At 61.4% G+C, this 19,560-nt stretch carries 22 protein-coding genes; 13 read left to right on the top strand and 9 right to left on the bottom strand.

The genetic code is table 11. The features are described 5' to 3' along the window. Positions 1 to 117: 117 nt before the first annotated feature. The 6 genes from OSW16_RS16285 to OSW16_RS16260 form a co-directional block, all read right to left on the bottom strand. Positions 118 to 891 (bottom strand): carboxymuconolactone decarboxylase family protein, encoded by a 774-nt coding sequence (locus OSW16_RS16285; RefSeq protein ID WP_267816806.1) that lies wholly within the window; start codon positions 889 to 891, stop codon positions 118 to 120. 229 nt (positions 892 to 1,120) lie between these two features. Then, entirely contained in the window at positions 1,121 to 1,588 is a 468-nt protein-coding gene (locus OSW16_RS16280; RefSeq protein ID WP_267816804.1) for a cupin domain-containing protein, read from the bottom strand. Positions 1,589 to 1,647: 59 nt separating this feature from the next. Then, positions 1,648 to 2,640 (bottom strand): aldo/keto reductase, encoded by a 993-nt coding sequence (locus tag OSW16_RS16275; RefSeq protein ID WP_267816802.1) that lies wholly within the window; start codon positions 2,638 to 2,640, stop codon positions 1,648 to 1,650. 24 nt (positions 2,641 to 2,664) lie between these two features. Continuing rightward, entirely contained in the window at positions 2,665 to 3,255 is a 591-nt protein-coding gene (locus OSW16_RS16270; protein ID WP_267816800.1) for a flavodoxin, read from the bottom strand. Further along, a complete protein-coding gene (locus tag OSW16_RS16265) occupies positions 3,252 to 4,241 on the bottom strand; it encodes an aldo/keto reductase (protein WP_267816798.1) in 990 nt (329 codons plus the stop codon). The genes OSW16_RS16270 and OSW16_RS16265 overlap by 4 nt, the downstream gene beginning before the upstream one ends. A gap of 458 nt (positions 4,242 to 4,699) precedes the next feature. Beyond that, positions 4,700 to 5,614: a LysR family transcriptional regulator gene (locus tag OSW16_RS16260; RefSeq protein ID WP_241805268.1), complete on the bottom strand. Its 915-nt coding sequence runs from the start codon at positions 5,612 to 5,614 to the stop codon at positions 4,700 to 4,702. A gap of 93 nt (positions 5,615 to 5,707) precedes the next feature. Between OSW16_RS16260 and OSW16_RS16255 the strand changes: the two genes are divergently transcribed. The 8 genes from OSW16_RS16255 (at position 5,708) to OSW16_RS16220 (ending at position 11,322) form a co-directional block, all read left to right on the top strand. Next, on the top strand, positions 5,708 to 6,655 hold the full coding sequence (locus OSW16_RS16255) for a ketopantoate reductase family protein (RefSeq protein WP_267816796.1): 948 nt from the start codon (positions 5,708 to 5,710) through the stop codon (positions 6,653 to 6,655). Next, positions 6,652 to 7,050: a VOC family protein gene (locus tag OSW16_RS16250; RefSeq protein WP_267816794.1), complete on the top strand. Its 399-nt coding sequence runs from the start codon at positions 6,652 to 6,654 to the stop codon at positions 7,048 to 7,050. Before OSW16_RS16255 ends, OSW16_RS16250 begins: the two co-directional genes overlap by 4 nt. After that, positions 7,047 to 7,502 carry a MaoC family dehydratase gene (locus OSW16_RS16245; protein ID WP_241805265.1) on the top strand — a complete coding sequence of 152 codons (456 nt, stop codon included), beginning with the start codon at positions 7,047 to 7,049 and terminating at the stop codon, positions 7,500 to 7,502. Before OSW16_RS16250 ends, OSW16_RS16245 begins: the two co-directional genes overlap by 4 nt. Next, the gene (locus OSW16_RS16240) at positions 7,499 to 8,731 is read left to right on the top strand and encodes a CaiB/BaiF CoA transferase family protein (protein ID WP_241805264.1); all 1,233 of its coding nucleotides are present in this window, start codon (positions 7,499 to 7,501) and stop codon (positions 8,729 to 8,731) included. Before OSW16_RS16245 ends, OSW16_RS16240 begins: the two co-directional genes overlap by 4 nt. Beyond that, positions 8,728 to 9,546: a shikimate dehydrogenase gene (gene aroE, locus OSW16_RS16235; RefSeq protein WP_267816791.1), complete on the top strand. Its 819-nt coding sequence runs from the start codon at positions 8,728 to 8,730 to the stop codon at positions 9,544 to 9,546. Before OSW16_RS16240 ends, aroE begins: the two co-directional genes overlap by 4 nt. A gap of 4 nt (positions 9,547 to 9,550) precedes the next feature. Then, positions 9,551 to 9,988, top strand: a complete 438-nt coding sequence (gene aroQ / locus OSW16_RS16230; protein ID WP_241805262.1) for a type II 3-dehydroquinate dehydratase — start codon at positions 9,551 to 9,553, stop codon at positions 9,986 to 9,988. Between the two features lie 161 nt (positions 9,989 to 10,149). Then, positions 10,150 to 10,710 (top strand): nucleotidyltransferase family protein, encoded by a 561-nt coding sequence (locus OSW16_RS16225; RefSeq protein WP_267816788.1) that lies wholly within the window; start codon positions 10,150 to 10,152, stop codon positions 10,708 to 10,710. Between the two features lie 162 nt (positions 10,711 to 10,872). After that, positions 10,873 to 11,322: an NUDIX hydrolase gene (locus OSW16_RS16220; protein ID WP_267816786.1), complete on the top strand. Its 450-nt coding sequence runs from the start codon at positions 10,873 to 10,875 to the stop codon at positions 11,320 to 11,322. Positions 11,323 to 11,487: 165 nt separating this feature from the next. Here OSW16_RS16220 and arsH read toward each other — a convergent pair whose 3' ends face one another. The 3 genes from arsH to OSW16_RS16205 all read right to left on the bottom strand — a co-directional run bounded on the left by arsH (position 11,488) and on the right by OSW16_RS16205 (position 13,153). Then, positions 11,488 to 12,189: an arsenical resistance protein ArsH gene (gene arsH / locus OSW16_RS16215; RefSeq protein ID WP_267816784.1), complete on the bottom strand. Its 702-nt coding sequence runs from the start codon at positions 12,187 to 12,189 to the stop codon at positions 11,488 to 11,490. Between the two features lie 12 nt (positions 12,190 to 12,201). Continuing rightward, a complete protein-coding gene (locus OSW16_RS16210; RefSeq protein ID WP_267816782.1) occupies positions 12,202 to 12,672 on the bottom strand; it encodes an arsenate reductase ArsC in 471 nt (156 codons plus the stop codon). A 133-nt stretch (positions 12,673 to 12,805) separates the two neighbouring features. After that, the gene (locus tag OSW16_RS16205; protein ID WP_241805248.1) at positions 12,806 to 13,153 is read right to left on the bottom strand and encodes a metalloregulator ArsR/SmtB family transcription factor; all 348 of its coding nucleotides are present in this window, start codon (positions 13,151 to 13,153) and stop codon (positions 12,806 to 12,808) included. Between the two features lie 507 nt (positions 13,154 to 13,660). Here OSW16_RS16205 and OSW16_RS16200 point away from each other — a divergent pair. The 5 genes from OSW16_RS16200 (at position 13,661) to OSW16_RS16180 (ending at position 19,542) form a co-directional block, all read left to right on the top strand. Next, positions 13,661 to 14,923: an OmpP1/FadL family transporter gene (locus OSW16_RS16200; RefSeq protein ID WP_267824000.1), complete on the top strand. Its 1,263-nt coding sequence runs from the start codon at positions 13,661 to 13,663 to the stop codon at positions 14,921 to 14,923. 46 nt (positions 14,924 to 14,969) lie between these two features. After that, positions 14,970 to 15,638: a DUF3313 domain-containing protein gene (locus tag OSW16_RS16195; protein ID WP_267816779.1), complete on the top strand. Its 669-nt coding sequence runs from the start codon at positions 14,970 to 14,972 to the stop codon at positions 15,636 to 15,638. Between the two features lie 82 nt (positions 15,639 to 15,720). Further along, a complete protein-coding gene (locus OSW16_RS16190; RefSeq protein WP_241805246.1) occupies positions 15,721 to 16,254 on the top strand; it encodes a hypothetical protein in 534 nt (177 codons plus the stop codon). Between the two features lie 91 nt (positions 16,255 to 16,345). Then, positions 16,346 to 17,113: a transporter gene (locus OSW16_RS16185; RefSeq protein WP_267823998.1), complete on the top strand. Its 768-nt coding sequence runs from the start codon at positions 16,346 to 16,348 to the stop codon at positions 17,111 to 17,113. 74 nt (positions 17,114 to 17,187) lie between these two features. After that, on the top strand, positions 17,188 to 19,542 hold the full coding sequence (locus tag OSW16_RS16180) for a tetratricopeptide repeat protein (RefSeq protein ID WP_267816775.1): 2,355 nt from the start codon (positions 17,188 to 17,190) through the stop codon (positions 19,540 to 19,542). Positions 19,543 to 19,560: the final 18 nt, after the last annotated feature.

Raw genomic sequence — 19,560 nt, 5'->3', positions numbered from 1 at the left:
CCGCCGGCGGCGAAGCTGCCTTGGTGTTGAATCAGCAACGAGCCATCGGGGTGGTTCGCGCAGGCCGCCAACAGGCTCAACAGTGTGATGCTCAGCAGGGACTTTGCAGTTTTCATGTCACTTCCCCGAAGCCGCGAGGGCTTGTGTCAACGCGGTGTTGGCACGTTCAGCCGTCTGTGCATCAGCGTGTTTTTTCAGCAGTTCCGCGACCTCTTGCAACTGTGCCGTGCTCAGGCCGACGCGCAGGCTCGCCGCCATGTGCGAGCGCAATTGCTGCTCGACTCCTGGCGTTGCCGCCAGCGCGCCGACAGTCGCCAGTTCGCGACTTTGCCAGTCGAGGTTGTCGCGCTCGAAGATGTCGCCGAACAGGTGGGTTTGCAGGAACCGGTTGATCACCGGAGCGAACTCGAACACCGGGCCTTTGACCGGAGCGCCGGAGATCCTGGTTTGATTCGCTGTGCCGGCGGCCAGCAGCTCATCCCCCATCGGAATCGCCCGGCTCGGCTCACGCCCCGGCGCGTCTTCGATACCGCGCTGTTTGCGTGTTTGCACCACCGTCATCAGCTCGTTCAAGGCGTTGAGGCTGCGTGGGAAGCCCACATAGGCGTACAGCTGCACGAGCATTTCCCGGATTTCGCTGATGGTCAGGCCGGCATCGAGCCCTTGATTGAGGGCGGTGTTGAGGTTGGGCATGTCGCTGGTCGCCATGAACGCGGCGATCAGAGGGATCGTTTGTTGTTGGCGCGACAAGGTGGCTGCGCTGGCGGGCGTGCTGGCCATTGTCTTCGATGCCTCGGCTGCTTGAGTGGTAACGCTGAACATCGCCCCGATGCCCAGACAAAACGCCATGAGTGCGGGGAGGGTAGGGTTGCTGCGTGCATCAGTGGTCATCTTGAAAGGCTCCAGCCATTGCGGGGCACCGCGGTGTCGCTGGATCGTACGGAGGATGGTTAGGTCGATTAACCCCGAAATTGCGCAAGGACTTCTGAGCAGAACTCATGAGTAGAAATGGCCACAACCGCCGCAATTGCGGCGCGACTCCGCTGATACGGGGCCTGTAGGGCGGGTGACGGTTTGCGACAAAGGTGCCGGGCGAGCACCTTTGACACATTCCGTAACTTCATTGGCCGGCGTATTGCGCCTCCGAGACCTGTTCCGCCCAGGTGACGGTCTTGCCGTCTTCGGCTTCGGCGATGGCGATGTGGGTCATACCGTTGCTGGCCGTGGCCCCATGCCAGTGTCGGATGTGTGGCGGAATCCAGACAGTGTCGCCCGGCCGTATTTCCTGGCGGGGGCCGCCCTCCTGCTGCACGTAGCCCACACCTGCGGTGACGATCAACGTTTGCCCCAGCGGGTGGCTGTGCCAAGCCGTGCGTGCGCCGGGCTCGAAGGTCACCGTGCCGCCGCCGATACGCGCCGGCGCATCACCGCTGAACAGGCCATCAACGCGCACCGAGCCGGTGAAATTTTGAGTCGCGCCCTTGACCGAGGGCTGCGAGCCGTTAGGTGTGACGCGTATTTCGCTGGCGGCCTGAGATTCTGTGGCCATGAATGACAAAGCAACGAGTGGTGCGATCAATCGGTTCATCGGGTCAACTCCGGTCAGATGTGAAAGTGGCGGCGCAAAGCGCGCCGCATTGGGCAGGCTCAGAGTCCGGTCATCTTCAGTGCCGATTCCGGCAGGCGTTCACCTTGCACTTGAATCTGTGCCATCTGTTCGTTGATCTCGCGCAGATCGTCACCGGTCAATTGCAGTTCAACGGCGCCAATGTTCTCTTCCAGTCGATGGGTTTTGGTCGTGCCCGGGATCGGCACAATCCACGGTTTCTGTGCGAGCAACCAGGCCAGTGCGACTTGCGCCGGTGTGGCGTTTTTGCGATGCGCGACGGCTTTCACCACATCGACCAGCGCCAGATTGGCCTTGCGGGCTTCAGGGGAAAAGCGTGGTACAACGTTGCGGAAATCGCTGGCGTCGAACTGCGTGTGCTCATCGATCTGACCGGTGAGGAAACCCGCGCCAAGCGGGCTGAACGGTACGAAACCGATTCCCAGTTCTTCCAGCACCGCCAGCAGCTCCAATTCCGGGCCGCGCCAGAAAAGCGAGTACTCACTCTGTACCGCCGTGACCGCTTGCACCGCGTGCGCCCGGCGGATGGTTTCCACACCTGCCTCAGACAGGCCGAAATGCTTGACCTTGCCCTCGGCGATCAGATCCTTGACGGTGCCGGCGACATCTTCGATGGGTACCTGCGGATCGACGCGGTGCTGATAGAACAGGTCGATGCAATCGGTGCGCAGACGCATCAACGATGACTCGGCAACCGCGCGTATATGTTCCGGGTGGCTGTTGGTACCACCGCCGCGTGCGCCGGTGATCAGGTCGATATCGAAGTCGAACTTGGTGGCGATGACGACCTGCTCGCGAATCGGCTGCAAGGCCTCGCCCAGCAGTGCTTCATTGGCGAACGGGCCATATGCTTCAGCGGTGTCAAACAGGGTGATGCCTTGCTCGTGAGCCGATCGAATCAGCTTGATCATGCTGGCTTTGTCGGCAGCCGGCCCATAGGCCGAGGTCATGCTCATGCAGCCCAGGCCTAGTGCAGACACTTTCAGGCCATTGCCCAACGTGCGGATATTCATGGTGTCACTCCTTACTGAATTCGATCAACGCGTGAGGGGGTGATCGCTCAGCCAGCCATTCACGCGTTCCATGGTCTTGCGCTCCTGCTCACTCTCCATCACAAAACCTTTGAGAACCTTAGCGTTCGGTGCGTGCTCGAGCAGCACGCTGCGGCTGTTACCCAAGCCATAACCGCCGTGGGTGTTGAAGGGAATCAGGGTCTTGCCGGTCAGGTCGTGGGCGCTGAGAAAGGCGCGCACGATGGGTGGGGCGGTTTCACCCCAGATCGGAAAGCCGAGATAGATGGTGTCGTAGTCGCTAAGGGCGTGAATCTTGTTTTGCAGCTCGGGTTCGAAGCCGCTGTCACGCTCCTGTCGCGCCTGCTCAACGGTTTGCAGATAGTCCTCGGGGTACGCGTTGGCCGGGCGGATCTCGAAGAGGTCGGCACCCAGTCCACGCTGGATTAGCCCGGCGACCACGCGGGTATTGCCCGAGCGCGAGAAATACGCGACCAGAATCCGCGAGCCTGAGCGCTGTGTTTCACTGGCACCTTGGGTGCCTGCAAGCGACAGCAGCGGGGCGCTGGCCAGCGCGGCGATCACCGTGCGCCGCAGCGGATCGTGATGGGTGCTCATCGGCCGACTCGCGCTTTGAGGGCCTCGGGATAACGCTCGCCTTCGATGCGGATCTGCGCCAACGCTGTATCAATGGCCTTCAGTTCGACGGGGTCCAGCGTGATGTCCGCGGCGCCGAGGTTTTCTTCCAGTCGATGCAGTTTGGTCGTCCCCGGAATCGGCACGATCCACGGCGTCTGCGCAAGCAGCCAGGCCAGCGCGATCTGTGCGGGAGTGGCTTGTTTCTGTGCGGCGATCTGACGAATCAGCACCACCAGGCCCTGATTGGCTTGCAGCGCCGACTGGCTGAAACGCGGGACGATGCTGCGGAAATCGTCGCTGCCATAAGTGGCCTCCGCCGACACCGTGCCGGTGAGAAAACCTTTGCCCAATGGGCTGAATGGCACGAGGCCGATGCCTAACTCCCAAAGCGTCGGCAGGATTTCCTGCTCGGGCTCGCGCCACCACAGCGAGTATTCGCTTTGCAGTGCTGTGACCGGCTGCACCGCGTGCGCTCGGCGAATGGTCTGGGCGCCGGCCTCCGACAGGCCGAAGTGCTTGACCTTGCCCTCGCTAATCAAGTCCTTAACCACCCCGGCGACTTCCTCGATCGGCACGGCCGGATCGACGCGGTGCTGGTAGAGCAGATCGATGTAATCGGTCTGCAGTCGACGCAACGAACCCTCGACGGCGACTCGGATGTGCTCGGGGCGGCTGTTGAGAATCTGCTGTTTATTGTCGTCGCCAAAGGTGAAACCGAACTTGGTGGAGATGACCACTTGATCGCGCACCGGTGCCAGGGCTTCGCCCACCACTTGTTCGTTCAGGTAAGGGCCGTAAACCTCGGCGGTATCAAAAAGCGTGACGCCTCGGTCAACCGCCGATCGGATCAACGCAATGGCTTGTTGTGTATCAGTCGCCGGGCCGTAGCCATGGCTCAAGCCCATGCAACCGAAGCCCAGGGCTGATACTTCGAGTGAACTGTTTCCGAGCGTGCGCTTGTGCATTTTTTGGATCTCCCGACATTTGGCGTTGGGAGAACAGTAAGTGAGCTAACGAGTGGGGACTAGACGGTTAGATCGGCAAGGCTTCATGAGGTTTGCTCATCAGTCCCAGCCCACGGGAGATGGCGACTGTGTCCTCATGGGCTCAGAAACAGGGCTCAACGACAGCGTTTGGTACTCAATAATCGAGCTACCGCTCCCGACCCAAATCAGACATGTGCGACCGGGGCCGCTTCGCAGTCCATCGCCGGCAAACGCGGCTCGCGTAGGTACACCGCATGTCTGAAGGCTGTTGATATTCCTGGACTGTCCGCAAGACATTGGACGCCAAGCCAACCCTTGGGGCAGTTCATTTTGTGCCGGCTTGCCGGCGATGAGTCCGGGTCTGCCCACAGCGCTTTGAATCGCTGCCTGCTAAGGGTACGGCCTGAAGCACATGCGCGCGCTAAGTCGAAACAACGTCATGCCTGGCTTGCGGACTGAAACAATCCGCGAACGACTTCCCTCAACCACCGGTTTCCACTGTCCTGATGATATCGGGCATGCCAATGCTGTTTGACTGTGAACCCTTCAACTTCGAACGGGCAATCATGGACCTGCAGCCCATGCATGTCGGCCAGTGTCCGGCCGATATGCCGCGGCAAGGTGGCGAGTAGATCGGTAGTCCCGATTATCATCCCTAAGCCGAGAAACGCCGGCAGCTCCAGCATGATTCGCCGTTCGATCCCGGCCCGCGCCAATCCCGCTTCCAGCAGCTTCTGCCCGGTGCCGAAACTGATCTGCACATGCCCCTCGGCCCGATACCGCTCCAGGCTCATGCCCTTGCCCAGGCGCGGATGCTGAGGGTTGCTCAGGCACACCCAGTCCTGCTCGAACAGCACCTGCTGATACATCCCCCCTCCCAGCCAGGGCACGAAGCCGATGGCCAGGTCCGCTTCGCCCGATTCCAGGGCACTCTCGGTATTGCCATCGATCCGCGCCGCCTCCAGGCGTATGCCCGGCGCATGCTTGCGCAAATGGTTGAGGATGCTGGGCAGCAAGGTGATGTGGCTGGCATCGCTGACACACAGGCGAAATCGCCGCTGCGCGGTGGCGGCGATGAACTGCGGCTCCCAGGCGGTCAGCCGCCGTAGCGATTCCAGCACCTCGCGGCACGGGCCTATCAGCTGGTCGGCGCGCGGGGTCGGGGCCATGCCGCCCGGCGTGCGCACGAACAGTGGGTCGTTCAATTGTTCGCGCAGGCGCGCCAGCCAGATGCTGATGGTCGGCTGGCTCTGCCCCAACTGCTCGGCGGCGCGGGTCACGCTGCGGCAGTGGTACAGCACGTCGAACAGTTGCAGCAGCTTGGGCTCGGGCAGGGCCTCCAGGGTCGTCATTATTAACAATCTCAATAGGCTTATTGAGGTCATTGTATAGCGCAAATAATCCCCGCTGCATAAGGTGATCGCAAATCACAGGAGGTCTGCGACGTGAAAATCTGCATTCTGGGTGCCGGTGCACTGGGTTGCGCCATCGGTGCGGCCCTGAGCGAGGCAGGGCATGAAACCTGGCTGTTGAACCGCGGCCGCGCGCACGTCGAGGCGATGAACCAGCAGGGCCTGCGGGTGCAGGACGAGCGGGGCGAGCGCTATGTACCGGTCAACGCGGCCATCGAAGCCGAGGACGTCGGCGTGACCGACCTGGTGGTGGTGTTGGTGAAGTCGTTTCACACCGCCGAGGCCATCGCCGGTGCCGCCGCGCTGATCGGGCCGCAGACGCTGGTGCTGTCGCTGCAGAACGGCCTTGGCCACGAGGACATCCTGGCCGAGGCGGTGGGCCGCGAGCGGGTGCTTGCTGGCAAGACCTATGTCGGCGGCGTGCTGCTCGCCCCGGGTTCGATCAGCGCCGGTGTCGTCGGTAAACAAACCTTCATTGGCGAGCTCGACGGCCAGCTGACGCCGCGCGTGCAGGCCATCGCCGAAGCTTTCAACAACGCCGGGCTGGCCACCACGGTCAGTGACAACATCCTCGGCACCATGTGGGACAAGCTGCTGGTCAACGTCGCGACGGGCGCGTTGAGCGGCATCACCATGCTCAGCTATGGGCAGCTGTACAGCGAGCCGCTGCTGGAAAGCACGGCAAAGGCTGCCGTGGCCGAGGCCATCACCGTTGCCGAACGGGCGGGCATTCGCCTGAGCCTGACCAGCCCCGAAGCGGCATGGACGCTGGCTGCCGAGGGCCTGCCGGCCAGCTTTCGTACCTCGATGCTGCAAAGCCTGGAAAAGGGCTCGATCACCGAAATCGATTTCATCAACGGCTCCGTCGTGCGCTGGGGCCAGCGCCATGGCGTTGCCACCCCCGTCAACGCGACCTTGGTGGCCTGTATCAAGGGCATCGAACGCGCGATGGCCGATCACCAGAAAAGGGACACTCCATGAGCCAGCCGAAAGCCTATCTCGAACACGTTGCCTTCTGGGTGCGGGACATTCAGTGGCATATCCGTTTCTTCAACGAAGTGTGCGGTATGACCATGCGGGAAGTGCAGGGCGACGTCGAGCAGCCGACGCAGTACTGGACGCTGGGCGGCCTGCAGTTCATTCACCAGCCTGACTTCGCCGGGCCGGAGGGTCGCATGGCGCACTTGGGCATCATGTGCGAGGACCTGGAAGCCACCCTGGCCACAGCCCAGCGCTTCGGTGTCAGCGAAATGCCTCAGGGCCGCAACTGGCTACGCCTGCCCGACGGTTTGGCGGTTGAGTTCATCCAGGCCTCGCCGGCCAGATGCGTCGCCCAGGCACTGGCCATCGACCCGCGTGCGGAGGTATCGGCATGAGCGTAGTGGAGAAATTCTGGGACGATGCCCGCGAAGGCGATGAATGCCTCAGCCCCACCTACACGGTAACTCGCGAGCGCATCCTGGCCTACGCCGACCTTACCGGCGACCACACCCCGGTCCATGTCGATGAGGCATACGCCAATGCCAGCCATTTCGGCTGCCTGGTCGCCCACGGCTTGTTCGGGTTGTCGATCGCCGACGGCCTGAAGACCCAATGCGAGTACCGCTTCGTGCCGGGCATGTCGCTGGGCTGGACCTGGGATTTCGTGCTGCCGATCAAGGTCAACGATGTGCTGCATGTACGCATGCGCGTGGGGGCGATGCGTCCCAGCAAAAGCCGCCCGGGCTGGGGCATCGTGGTCCTGCCGTCGGAACTGATCAACCAGAATGGCGAAGTCGTGCAGCGCGGCGAGCACCGCCTGATGGTGCCGAGGAGGGCAGACGCATGAGCCAGGCATTGCCATTGGCGGGTATCCGCGTCATCGACTACAGCCACTTCCTCGCCGGTCCTTATGTGGGGCGCTGCCTGGCGGCGCTGGGTGCCGAGGTGATCAAGGTCGAACGGCCGGGCAGCGGCGATGCCGGCCGCCAGCATGCGTTTACCCTGGATGACCAGCAGAGCGGCTACTTCCTGCAACTGAACATGGGCAAGCAGGGCGTCAGCGTCAATATGAAGGACCCGCGTGGCAAAGCCTTCATGCAACGCCTGACCGATTCGGCCGATGTGTTCATCGAAAACTACCGCCCCGGCGCTCTGGACAAGCTGGGCCTGGGTTACGCCGAGCTGTCGGCGCGCAACCCGGGTCTGGTGTACTGCTCGATTTCCGCCTACGGGCACACCGGGCCGGACGCCCACCGCGCCGGCTTCGGCCTGATCGCCGAGGCCAAGAGCGGGATCATGCAGATGGTTGGCGTGCCGGGTGAGGCGCCGCCGCTGCTGCGTATTTCCCTGGGCGACATGTACACCGGCATCCACGCGGTGGCGGCGATCAATGCCGCGCTGCTCGGCCGCGTGAACAGTGGCCGTGGCCAGCACATCGACATGGCCCTGTACGACACCCTGGTGTCGATGCACGAATACGCGGTGCAGTGCTACACGCTGTCCGGTGGCACGGTATTGCCCCAGCAGACGGGCCACGACATGCCCACCTCGACCCTTTACGGCGTGTTCCGCGCCGCCGACGGCGACCTGGTGATCGCCGCCCAGGTCGACGATGCCTGGCGGCGCTTCGCGGCCATGCTCGAAGCCAACGGCGGCCCGCCCGGGTTCGGCAGCGACCAGCGCTACCACAGCCTCAACGGCCGCAATGCCCACCGCGAGGCGATCCTGGCGGTGGTCCGCGACTGGGTCGGCGCGCGTCGGGTGGCTGAGATTCTGGCGTTGCTCGATGCCATCGACATCCCCAGTGCCAAGGTCCAGCGCATCGACGAAGTGCTGGCCGACCCGCAGATCCAGGCACGCAACATGGTCATCGAGCAGCAGCATCCACGCTACGGCACGCTGCGCCTGCCCAACCTGCCGTTCCGCTTTTCCGACTGCGATACCACGATCCACCAAGTCGCCCCGGACCTTGGCCAACACAACGCCGAAGTGGCTGCCGGGCTTGGCTTCAGCCCTGAAGAAATCGCCGTCCTGCAGGCGGATGGTGTGCTGTTTACCCACGGAGATGCACGATGAGCGACCGCTACGCAGTGATCGGCCGGCCGATCAACCACACCAAATCCCCGTTGATTCATGGCCTGTTCGCCCAGGTCAGCAACCAGCAGATGGAATACGGGGCTATCGAAGGCTCGCTGGATGACTTCGAAGCTCAGGTGCTGCAGTTTCGTAGTGAAGGCGGGAAGGGCATGAACATCACCGCCCCGTTCAAGCTGCGTGCCTTCGAACTGGCCAGCCGGCGCAGTGAGCGGGCGCAACTGGCACGGGCGGCCAATGCGCTGAAGTTCGAGGACGGCTGCATCATTGCCGAGAACTTCGATGGCATCGGTTTGCTGCGCGACATCGAGGAGAACCTTGGCGAGCCGCTGCGCAACCGCCGTGTGCTGCTGCTGGGCGCCGGCGGTGCGGTGCGCGGGGCGTTGCTGCCGTTCCTGCAGGCGGGGCCATGTGAGCTGGTGATCGCGAACCGTGACATGGCCAAGGCGCTGACGCTGCGTAACGAACTCGATCACCCGCGTCTGCGCATCAGCCGCTACGAGGAGCTGGAAGGGCAATCGTTCGACATTGTGGTCAACGCCACCTCGGCGAGCCTGACCGCCGATTTGCCGCCACTGCCGGCGGATGTGCTGGGCGAAGCGCGCCTGGCCTATGGGCTGGCCTATGGCAAAGGCCTCACGCCGTTCCTGCGCCTGGCGCGCGAGCAGGGCCAGGCGCGCCTGGCCGATGGCGTCGGCATGTTGGTGGAGCAGGCCGCCGAGGCGTTCGCCTGGTGGCGCGGGGTGCGGCCCGACACACGTGCGGTGATCGATCAGCTGACGATTCCCCTGGAGTAGGTCGATGGTCGCCAAAGTACTGATGCTGCATGGCATCAACCACAACATGTTCGGCAAGCGCGACCCGCGCCAGTACGGCACGGCGACCCTGGCAGACATCGACCAGGCGTTGCAGGCCTTGGGCGAGGAGCTGGGCGCGCAGGTCGAGAGCTTCCAGAGTAACTTCGAAGGCGCGATGTGCGAACGCATCCATCAGGCCTATGAGGACCGGGTGGATGCGGTGCTGATCAATGCCGGCGCCTGGACCCACTACAGCTACGGCATTCGTGATGCACTGGCCATTATCGAAGTGCCGGTGGTTGAAGTGCACATGTCTAACATCCATGCCAGGGAGCCGTTCCGCCATCACTCGGTGTTTGCCGAGGTGGTGCGAGGGCAGATCTGCGGGTTTGGTGTCGAAACCTACCTGCTGGCGTTGCGTGCGGCAATCAACATGCTCTGAGCAGGGCCGCTTCGCAGCCCATCGCCGGCAAGCGCGGCTCCCACAGGTACACCGCCTGCCTCAAGGCTGGCGACATTCTTTAGAGTTGTACCAGTGTCTTCACTGGTCACACTGTTGGCAGGTATGCTCGGCGTTCTGAGACGACACCAAGGACGACATCCATGTGTTCCCTGACGAACGAGCAGCTACAAGCGATCGTCCATCAGAACCCGATAAATCGTGCGCTGTTGGCGACGCTGCCAACACTCGACATTCCGAATGCCATGTTGGTCGCAGGGGCGCTGTTCCAGACGTTCTGGAATCACCGTTCGGGAGAAGCTGCCGAGTGGGGCATCAAGGATTACGACATTGCCTACTTCGACACAGACTTGTCCTGGGAGGCGGAAGATCGAGTCATAGCTAAGGTTCAGCAGGCGTTCTCTCATCTGGGCGTCAACATCGAGATCCGCAACCAGGCCCGCGTGCACTTGTGGTACGAAGCGAAATTCGGCGGGGCCTATCCACCGTTGAAAAAGGTAACGGATGGTATCGACCGCTATCTCATTCGATCGACCTGTCTCGGCGTTGACGCCGGTACTGGTGAGCTTTATTGCACCCATGGCTTGAACGATCTCTCGAACAACTGGCTCAGGATGAACGAGTTGAATCCACGCCCAGATTTATTTAGAGCGAAAGCTGCCAGCTACCGGGCTCGCTGGCCATGGCTTCAATTGGTTGAATGAGCGTCGGCCAGCGGCAGCAATTGTTCGATGACGCTATTGGCGTCCGTTGTCATGGGACAGTCCCAAACCAAGATACGGTGGTGGCCTCAACGATTCGGCGTTCTGCCCCTCAAAGCTAAGGCGTACCCTGGATGGCCCTTTATGTCGCATAGGGAGATTGCGATGACCCCCGACAAAGTCTGCCCTGTAGTGCTCTCGTATTCACTACCCACCAAGATTCTTCTGTTCAGGCACCCTTTGGCAGGCACGCAACTGGTGAAGGGCACCATCGAGAATGGGGAAACACCCCGCATGGCTGCATTGCGTGAGCTGGCAGAGGAGTCCGGTATTACTGACGCAGTGATCGACAGCGATCTGGGTTGTTGGAAGGCTGATCACCAACATCAGGTGTGGTCGTTTCACCTTTGTCGCGCTGAGAGCGAGCTGCCCGAGTGCTGGGCTCACCAGACGCTGGATGATCACGGCCACCGCTTCGAGTTTTTCTGGGCTTCGCTCGACAACCTGCCCTACAGCGACTGTCACCCAGTCTTCCAGCGAGCACTGGTATTTTTATGCGAAACGCTGAGCGCGTCCGGCCATTGGAGAGAGGAGGGGCGCCAGCACGATGATTGAACAGCTATCAAAGGTCGAAAGCGGTCGCTCCGGCCGGCAGATCTCGACCCCTGGCACGCATTGGTAACCAACGCCGGCTTTGGGTGTTTGCTGCCATTGGCGAGCAACTGTTGTCGACCCAAAGAAACGCGGCGTTGTCCAGTCTCGTCCATGCCGCTCAAAGCCTCAGATCGAGCGCTGGTTCACACGGGCAGAGAGTTGCTCAGCGTTTTCCTTGCGCTCAGAATAACGGTCTACCAAGAACGCCTGGCGGTCGCGCAGCAGGACGGTGAACTTCACCAGTTCCTCCATGACATCCACCACGCGATCGTAGTACGGCGAGGGCTTCATCCGCCCGGCGTCGTCGAACTCAAGGTAGGCTTTGGGCACCGAGGACTGGTTCGGGATGGTGAACATCCGCATCCAGCGCCCAAGCACGCGCAGTTGGTTGACCACGTTGAACGACTGCGAGCCGCCACACACCTGCATGACCGCCAGGGTCTTGCCTTGAGTAGGGCGCACCGCACCCAGTGCCAGGGGAATCCAGTCGATCTGCGCCTTGAATACCGCAGACATCGCACCATGGCGTTCTGGCGAGCACCAGACCTGGCCTTCCGACCACTGCATCAGCTCACGCAGTTCCTGCACTTTGGGGTGCTCGGCAGGTGCATCATCAGGCAGCGGCAGCTCCGACGGATTGAAGATCCGTGTCTCGGCGCCCAAGTGCTCCAGCAAGCGTGCGGCTTCTTCCACCAGCAAGCGGCTGAAGGAGCGCTCACGGGTCGATCCATACAGCAGCAGGATGCGCGGTTTGTGCTCGCTGGAACGGGCTACCGGTGGCGGCCCATCGAGCAGCGCCAGGTCGAGATTGGGCAAGTGCTCAGACATGTTTCCTCCCGCTCAAAGTGTGCCGATGCGATCCAGCTCATGCTTGAGCTGGTCACGGTCGAGGTGATCGAAAGGCAGTGCGAAGAATGCCTGGCAGCGTGAGGCGATGCGGGCCAGTGTGGCGCGGAACGCAGCGTCGACCGCCGCCGCCTCACCCACGACATCGGACGGGTCCTCCAGCCCCCAATGCGACTTCAAGGCCGGGCCGAAATAGACCGGGCAAGCTTCGCCGGCGGCCTTGGCGCAAACGGTAATGACGATGTCAGGAGGGCAATCCTCGAACGCGTCATTGCCTTTGCTGCTCAGCCCATCGCTCGAGATGCCGGCGTCTTGCAAGGTTGTCAGGCTGCGAGGCAACACCTGGCCTTTGGGAAAGCTGCCGGAGCTGACTGCTTCAAATCCGTGAGGCGCCAAATGATTGAATATGGCCTCGGAAAGGATGCTGCGGCAACTGTTGGCCGTGCACATGAACAGGACTCGCATAGAGGCTCCTCCGCTTCGTGGCGGATGTCAGAGGCTCAGGCCCAATGCCAGAGCCGGGTTGCCAGATGACCAGGATGAGAGTGAATACAAAGACTGCAATGGCGACCAGCATGCAGACCTCGCTCGATATAGGTCAGCAGCAGGCAGCATCACGGACGGGCCGGCCGTCCATGTTCTTCAGCCGCAGAGCGTTATCTGCCAACCACTGTGCGTTGGCCTGCAAGGTCACCTGCAACATTTCATGCACCCAGGCGGGCAGTTCCGGGTTCAGGCGGTAGTACACCCACTGGCCCTGCCTGCGATCGAGCAGCATGCCATTGCTGCGAAGCTGAGCGAGGTGGCGGCTGATCTTAGGTTGGCTGTCGTTCAGCGCGCACATCAGTTCGCAGACGCAAAGTTCACCGAGACTGGCAATCAACAGTGTGGCCCGAGCACGGGTTTCGTCGGAGAGGCATTTGAAGACATCAGGCGGGGTGAACATGGCAGTACCGTAACATATGGATAGCCGAATATACGCATTTACACATGTATTGTGCAAGTTTCTCAGGGCTGAGCGGTCGCTAAGGGGCCAGGCTGTGTGAAAACACCTGCGGCGATCTAGCCATTAGCCGACGCAACCACTGCCGACAGTGAGCACAGCAGCGAGTTGTGCTCGCGTGCGACCTCAAGCCAATGATGAGTATCGATCCCTTGCGTAAACACGACGTCACTGAGAAGCAGAGTACTAAACCACGGTCTACTCTCTCTAGTCGTCATAGAGGCTATGCCGAAACGATGTAGGGCATTGTTCAAAAGGGACTGGAAATGGCTGTTCTCAAATAACGCATGAGACACCCAGGCAGCTGGTTTCCGACCTTGACGCCCTGATTGCTCTGTTGACGCAGACTGCGCCAGGCGGGGCACTGAGCAATCGGTGTCCTGTTCCATTCCAAGTGTGGAGCAAGGAACGATGACCACTTCGAATCGTATCGCGCACGGGAAAGGGTGGATGCCCGCGGCGATAACGGTATTGGCTTTGCACAGTAGTGGCGTGTCAGCGGGAGGCATCTTCATCTATGAGGCCGGCCAGGAAAGTAACGGCCTGGCCAACGCGGGCTCGGCGGCGCTCGCCACAGACCCCAGCGTGTTGATGAGCAACCCGGCAGGCATCGCCTTGCTGCCCGGCACGCAGGTCAGCGCCAACGCACAGGTCATCCTCGGCGACCTGCGTTACTCACGCGACAGCAACAACCAGTTCGACGGCAACGAGGGCGGCAATGCTCTGCAGTATCTACCGGGCGCCAGCCTGTTCATCAGCCACCAACTCGATGACCGTTCGGCGATCGGATTCGGCATGTACGGCAACTTCGGCCTGGCACTGAACTACGACGACGACTGGGCAGGGCGGTACTTCACCCAGGAAGCGGCTGTGATCGGCGTCTCGTTTCAACCCACCTTTGCCTACAAGTTCACCGATGACCTCACTGTCGGCATCGGCCCTCGCATGATGCTGGGCTATTACCGCACTGAGATGGCCGTCAACAACAGCCTGCTGGGTTTGGTCGAGCGGCCCGATGGCCAACTCGAATACAAGGACACCGACTTCGGCATGGGTGTGAACCTGGGCGTGCTCTACCAGGTCGCCCCCCGCACGCGCATGGGCCTGGCCTACACCAGCAAGGTGAAGCTGGAGTTCGAGGACAGCCCGCATGTCAGCGGCATCAACAACCCCCTCATCAACGCCGCCCTCAACCGCTTGGCGGTGGACACCCTGGAATTGGACATGAACGTGCCGCAGACCGCGACGTTCAGCGTGGCCCACCAGTTGGACGAGCAATGGACGTTGCTTGGCAGCGTGGGTTGGCAGGACTGGAGCGATTTCGGGGATATCGGCGTGGAGGTCGATGCCAATGCCGCCGGTGTCAGCCGCACGGTCGATCGCAAGTACAAGGATACCTGGCACGCCTCACTCGGCGCGCAGTACCAAATGACCCGCCAGCTGCGCTGGAGCGTTGGGGTGGGGTATGACAGCTCGGCCGTCGATGACAAGGACCGCACCGTGGACAACCCGATGGGCGAGACGTGGCGCTTCGCGACCGGGGTGAACTATCAGGTTGAAGAAGGCTTGGACCTGCACCTGGCCTACACGCTGCTCTGGCTCGGCGATATGGACGTGGAGCAGACCAAGGCACGCTCCGGCGATACGTTGTCAGGCAGTTTCGACAACGCCGCCTTGCACGTCATCGGCGGCGGTGCAACGTGGCGATTCTGAAGGTTTTCATCCTCGATAACCGCTTCAACGTGGAAGGAGAAGTTGCATGAAAAGTAGGTCGCTTATTGCAACCGTGTGCCTCGCATCGCTGTTGCTGCATGGCTGTGCGAGCAAATACGTGGAGCCTGATGATTACTCCGGGTTTCTGAAGGACTACAGCAAACTCAAAGAGGAAAAGTCACCATCAGGTGCGGAGGTTATGCGCTGGATCAAGCCGGGCATCACTGCCAACCAATTTACCAGCGTCTATATCGAACCCAGCCAGTTTTATCCCAAGCCGCAACCCACTGCGAAAATTCCGCAGCAAACCTTGCAAGGCATAACCCAATACTACGATCAGGCGCTGAAAAACCAGTTTTCCACCGTGCTGCCGCTGGCGACCAGCCCTGGGCCAGGTGTGCTGGTGGTGCGCCCGGCGATCACTGGGGTAAGCGCTAAAACCAAGGGGTTGCGCCCGTATGAAGTTATCCCGATCGCGTTGGTGGCCGCCGGCATCAGCACGGCGACGGGGATCCGCGATCAAGACACCAGCGTGGCCACCGAGGCCGCATTCATTGACGGAAACTCCAACGAGGTAGTGGCCCAAGTGGTACGCAAAGGAGCAGGTACTGAATTGGACAACGCCTCGCAGGTCATGCAGGCCACGGACGCACGTGCCGTGCTCGATGGCTGGGCCAAGGACATGGTCAGTTCATTCAAGGCTTTGAAAAAATAGCCCGAATGTTCCCCCTGCCGTGGCTGCGCGGCAGGGGGCATCGGCGTTTGATGCACGGACTCGAAGTTTCAAGGATGCCCCGATGAAAACGGTCATGCTCAAGCTCAAACATGAATTCCTGAAAGTGCTTCCTCCCACCGTGTTTTTTTTCGTGATCCTGCACATCGTTGCGCTGATTCGTGCGCTGATGATCAAAGGGTCAGGGGTGGAGCTGCCTGTTTCAGCGTCGGTCCTGATCGCCGCGCTGATATTGGGCAAGTCCGTGCTGGTGGCGGATATGCTGCCTTTCATCAATCGCTTCCCCGACAAGCCACTGATCTGGAACGTCGCCTGGAAGACCTGCATGTATGCCTTGGTCGCGCTGATCGTCCACTACCTGGAGCGTCTGTACGAGTATTGGAAAGAGGCGGCTGGCGTGATGGATGCCAACGCGCTGTTGTGGTCATCCATTAACTGGCCTCGCTTCTGGGCGGTTCAGATCCTGTTGATCACCTTGATATTCATGTATTGCGTCATCGCTGAACTGGCGCGCGTCATTGGCCGCGAGCGCCTTAAACGCATGTTCATTGGGCCGCTGCCGCCAAAACAGCCCGACATGCCTAAACACAGCGGATAGCCGAACGACTGATCCGGTTTGGCCACTTGGCTTGCAGTTGACGGGAGACACCGCGTTGAAAAAGAACGGTTACCCGCTTTACGCGCTTGCTTTGTTGGCGCACGCCGGCCAAGGCCAAGCAGAGGATTCGGCAGAGCTTGCCAAGAAGGCGCTGAACCCGGTTGCGGCCATGTACAGCTTGCCGGTGCAATATAACTGGGACCAGAAACTGGGTCCCAATGGCGAGGGCAAGCGCAGCCTGACCAATATCCAGCCCGTGCTGCCGTTCAGCCTGAATGATGACTGGAACCTGATCTCCAGGACCATCCTGCCTGTCGTCGACCAACACGGTTTGGGTGGCGCGGCGGACACCTCCGGTGTGGGCGATGTGACCCAAAGCTTTTTCTTCTCACCGAAACAACCCACGGCCAGTGGCTGGATACTGGGCGCAGGGCCGGCGCTGTTGATACCAACAGGCAGCAACGACGTGCTGAGCAGTGAACAGTGGGGGCTCGGACCGACAGCGGTAGCCTTGAAGCAAGCCAACGGGTGGACGCACGGGATACTGGCGAACCATATCTGGGGGCTGGAGGGCAGCCCTGCAGATGGCAAGGAGAAGGTCAACCAGACGTTCATGCAGCCGTTTCTTTCCTACACGAACAGCGCCTTGACCACATTTGGCATCAACAGTGAGTCGACCTACGACTGGCAATCCAAACAATGGTCAATTCCAATCAACCTGATGGTGACCCAACTACTGAAAGTGGGTGGGCACCCCATTACCGTCCAGGCGGGCCCGCGTTATTGGCTCGACTCACCGGATAATGGCCCCGAAGGCTGGGGCTTTCGGTTTGCTGTAACGCTGCTTTTTCCAAGGTAATGCACGCCGGCATCGCTAATACGCCTGCAAGAACAACGCAAGGGTTGCTGATTCTATTGATCACGGAGCTAAGGATGGGGCGTCGCGACAAAGGCAATATTCTGGGCTTGGCATTGAAGGCCTTGTCCTGGTCTGCAGTTTTGATCACCTGCCTGGTTGGCTCAGTGGGCACTGCGCTGTGTGCCGAGCAGGCGGGGGCTGCACCCGCCTTTTCGACCGAATCCGAAGGCTATGTGGCTGCCGCTACTTGCCTTGGCTGTCACGTTGACCAGGCCAAGGCCTGGAAGGACTCGGATCACGGTTGGGCGATGCGCGACGCCAACGAGACCAATGTGCTTGGCAATTTCAACGACGCGCGCTTCGACGAGGCCGGGGTCTCGGCGCGTTTCTTTCGCAGGCACGGCGGCTTTTACGTCAATACCGAAGGTGAGGATGGCCAGCCGGCAGACTTTAAAATCATCTACACCTTCGGCCACTATCCGCTGCAGCAGTACCTGGTTGCACTGCCCAGGGGCCGCCTGCAGGCGTTGACCATCGCCTGGGACAGCAGAGCCAAGGGCGAGGGCGGGCAACGCTGGTTCTCGCTCTACCCTGGGCAACGTTTTGCACCCGATGACCCTTTGCACTGGACCGGTCGCTACCAGAACTGGAACGGCATGTGCGCCGATTGCCATTCCACGCGTTTGATCAAGCACTACGACGATCGCCAGGACAGCTTCGCGTCCACCTGGAAAGAGCAGAACGTTGGCTGCCAGAGCTGTCATGGGCCTGGCCAGGCCCATGTCGATTGGGCGAACAAAGCCACATCCGCTGAGCAAGCCGATGCGTCGGCCAAGGACATGGGCCTGGCTGTCGATTACAAGGCGTTGGGCAGTGAGGGCCTGGTCGAGCAGTGTGCGTTCTGCCACAGCCGGCGGCAGACCCTTGGCGTGGGCCAGCTCCCCGGTCATCCGCAGCTCGACCAGAGCCTGCCGGCAACATTGCGCGCGGGGCTTTATCACGCAGACGGCCAGATCGACGGTGAGGTGTACGAGTACGGCTCCTTCACGCAAAGCAAGATGTACAACGCAGGGGTGGGCTGCACCGACTGCCACAACCCTCATACCGCCAAGGTCAAGGTCGAAGGCAACGGGCTGTGCTTGCAATGCCACAACGGCAATCCACCGGTAGCCCGCTTCGCCACCCTGCAGGCCAAGGACTATGATACGCCCGCGCACCATCACCACGTCGCCGGCAGCCCTGGCGCCCAGTGTGTCAGTTGCCACATGCCGACCAAGACCTACATGGTCGTCGACCCCCGGCGCGACCACAGCTTGCGGATCCCGCGTCCGGACCTCGCCAGCAAGGTCGACAGCCCCGATGCCTGCACGGCTTGCCACCAAGACCAGCAACCGGCTTGGGCCGCCAAGGCGATCGAGCAGTGGTTTGGCAAGCCGCAGCGCCCGGTTTTGTTTGGCGAGGCGTTCCAGGCGGTGCGCAATGGCCAAGGTATCCCATTGAGCCTTTTGGGCACGGTGCTGGCAGACAAGACCAAGCCAAGCATCGTGCGCGCCACTGCCGTCGAACAGATGGCTGACCTGGGCCCTCAAGCCCTCATCAGCCTGGGCTGGGCGTTGAACGATCCGAGCCCATTGGTGCGTGCCTATGCCATGTCTGGGTTCTCGAGCGTGCCGCCAGAGCAGCGCCTCAAGCCGCTGTTGCCCCTGCTCGAAGACCCCTACCTGGCGGTGCGCGATGAGGCAGTGCGGGCGCTTGCGGATGTGCCCAGCACGCAGTTGCCGGCCCAGGCGAAGGAGGCGTTCAGCACAGCGCTGGCAGACTACGAGGCGCGCCTGCGTGGCAATGCAGACCTGCCAGGCGGGCGCTTGAACCTGGCCGTTCTGTTGAGCCGCCAGGGGCGTCAGCAAGAAGCCATGGAGCAGTACCGTCAGGCACTGCGCCTTGACCCATACTTTGTGCCGGCGCGGGTCAACCTGGCCAATCTCGCCACAGCCGAGGGCCAGCTCGATGAAGCGGAAAACGTACTGCGCGCAGGCCTGGCGCTGGAAAAGATGTCGACGACCGATCACGGCAACCTGGCGTACATGCTGGCCCTGCTGCTGGTGGAGCGACGCCAGCCCGAAGAGGCCGTGGGCTTGATGGAGTCGGCAGCGGTCGCGCTGCCAGGCAATGCGCGGATTCGCTACAACCAAGGTTTGCTGCTGTCGCGCATGAACCGTCGCGATGAGGCCTTGGCGGCGCTGGAGCGTGGCCTTGAGCAGGCACCGGATAACGCCGACCTTCTGTACTCGTTGATCTACCTGCATGCCTTGGCCGGTGAACGCAGCGAAGCCTATGCCTATGTGCAACGGATGCGCAAAGCGGCCCCTGACGATTCACGCCTGCAAGGCATCGAGCCGTACTGGCAAAAGTACGAAAGCACCAACTGAGCTGGCGATGGCGCTGTG

Origin of the sequence: Pseudomonas putida (assembly GCF_026625125.1) — a bacterium.
Taxonomy (GTDB): Bacteria; Pseudomonadota; Gammaproteobacteria; order Pseudomonadales; family Pseudomonadaceae; genus Aquipseudomonas; species Aquipseudomonas putida_X.
Note: the sequence above shows the minus strand (reverse complement) of the source record. Positions and strands in the feature narration are given on the sequence as shown.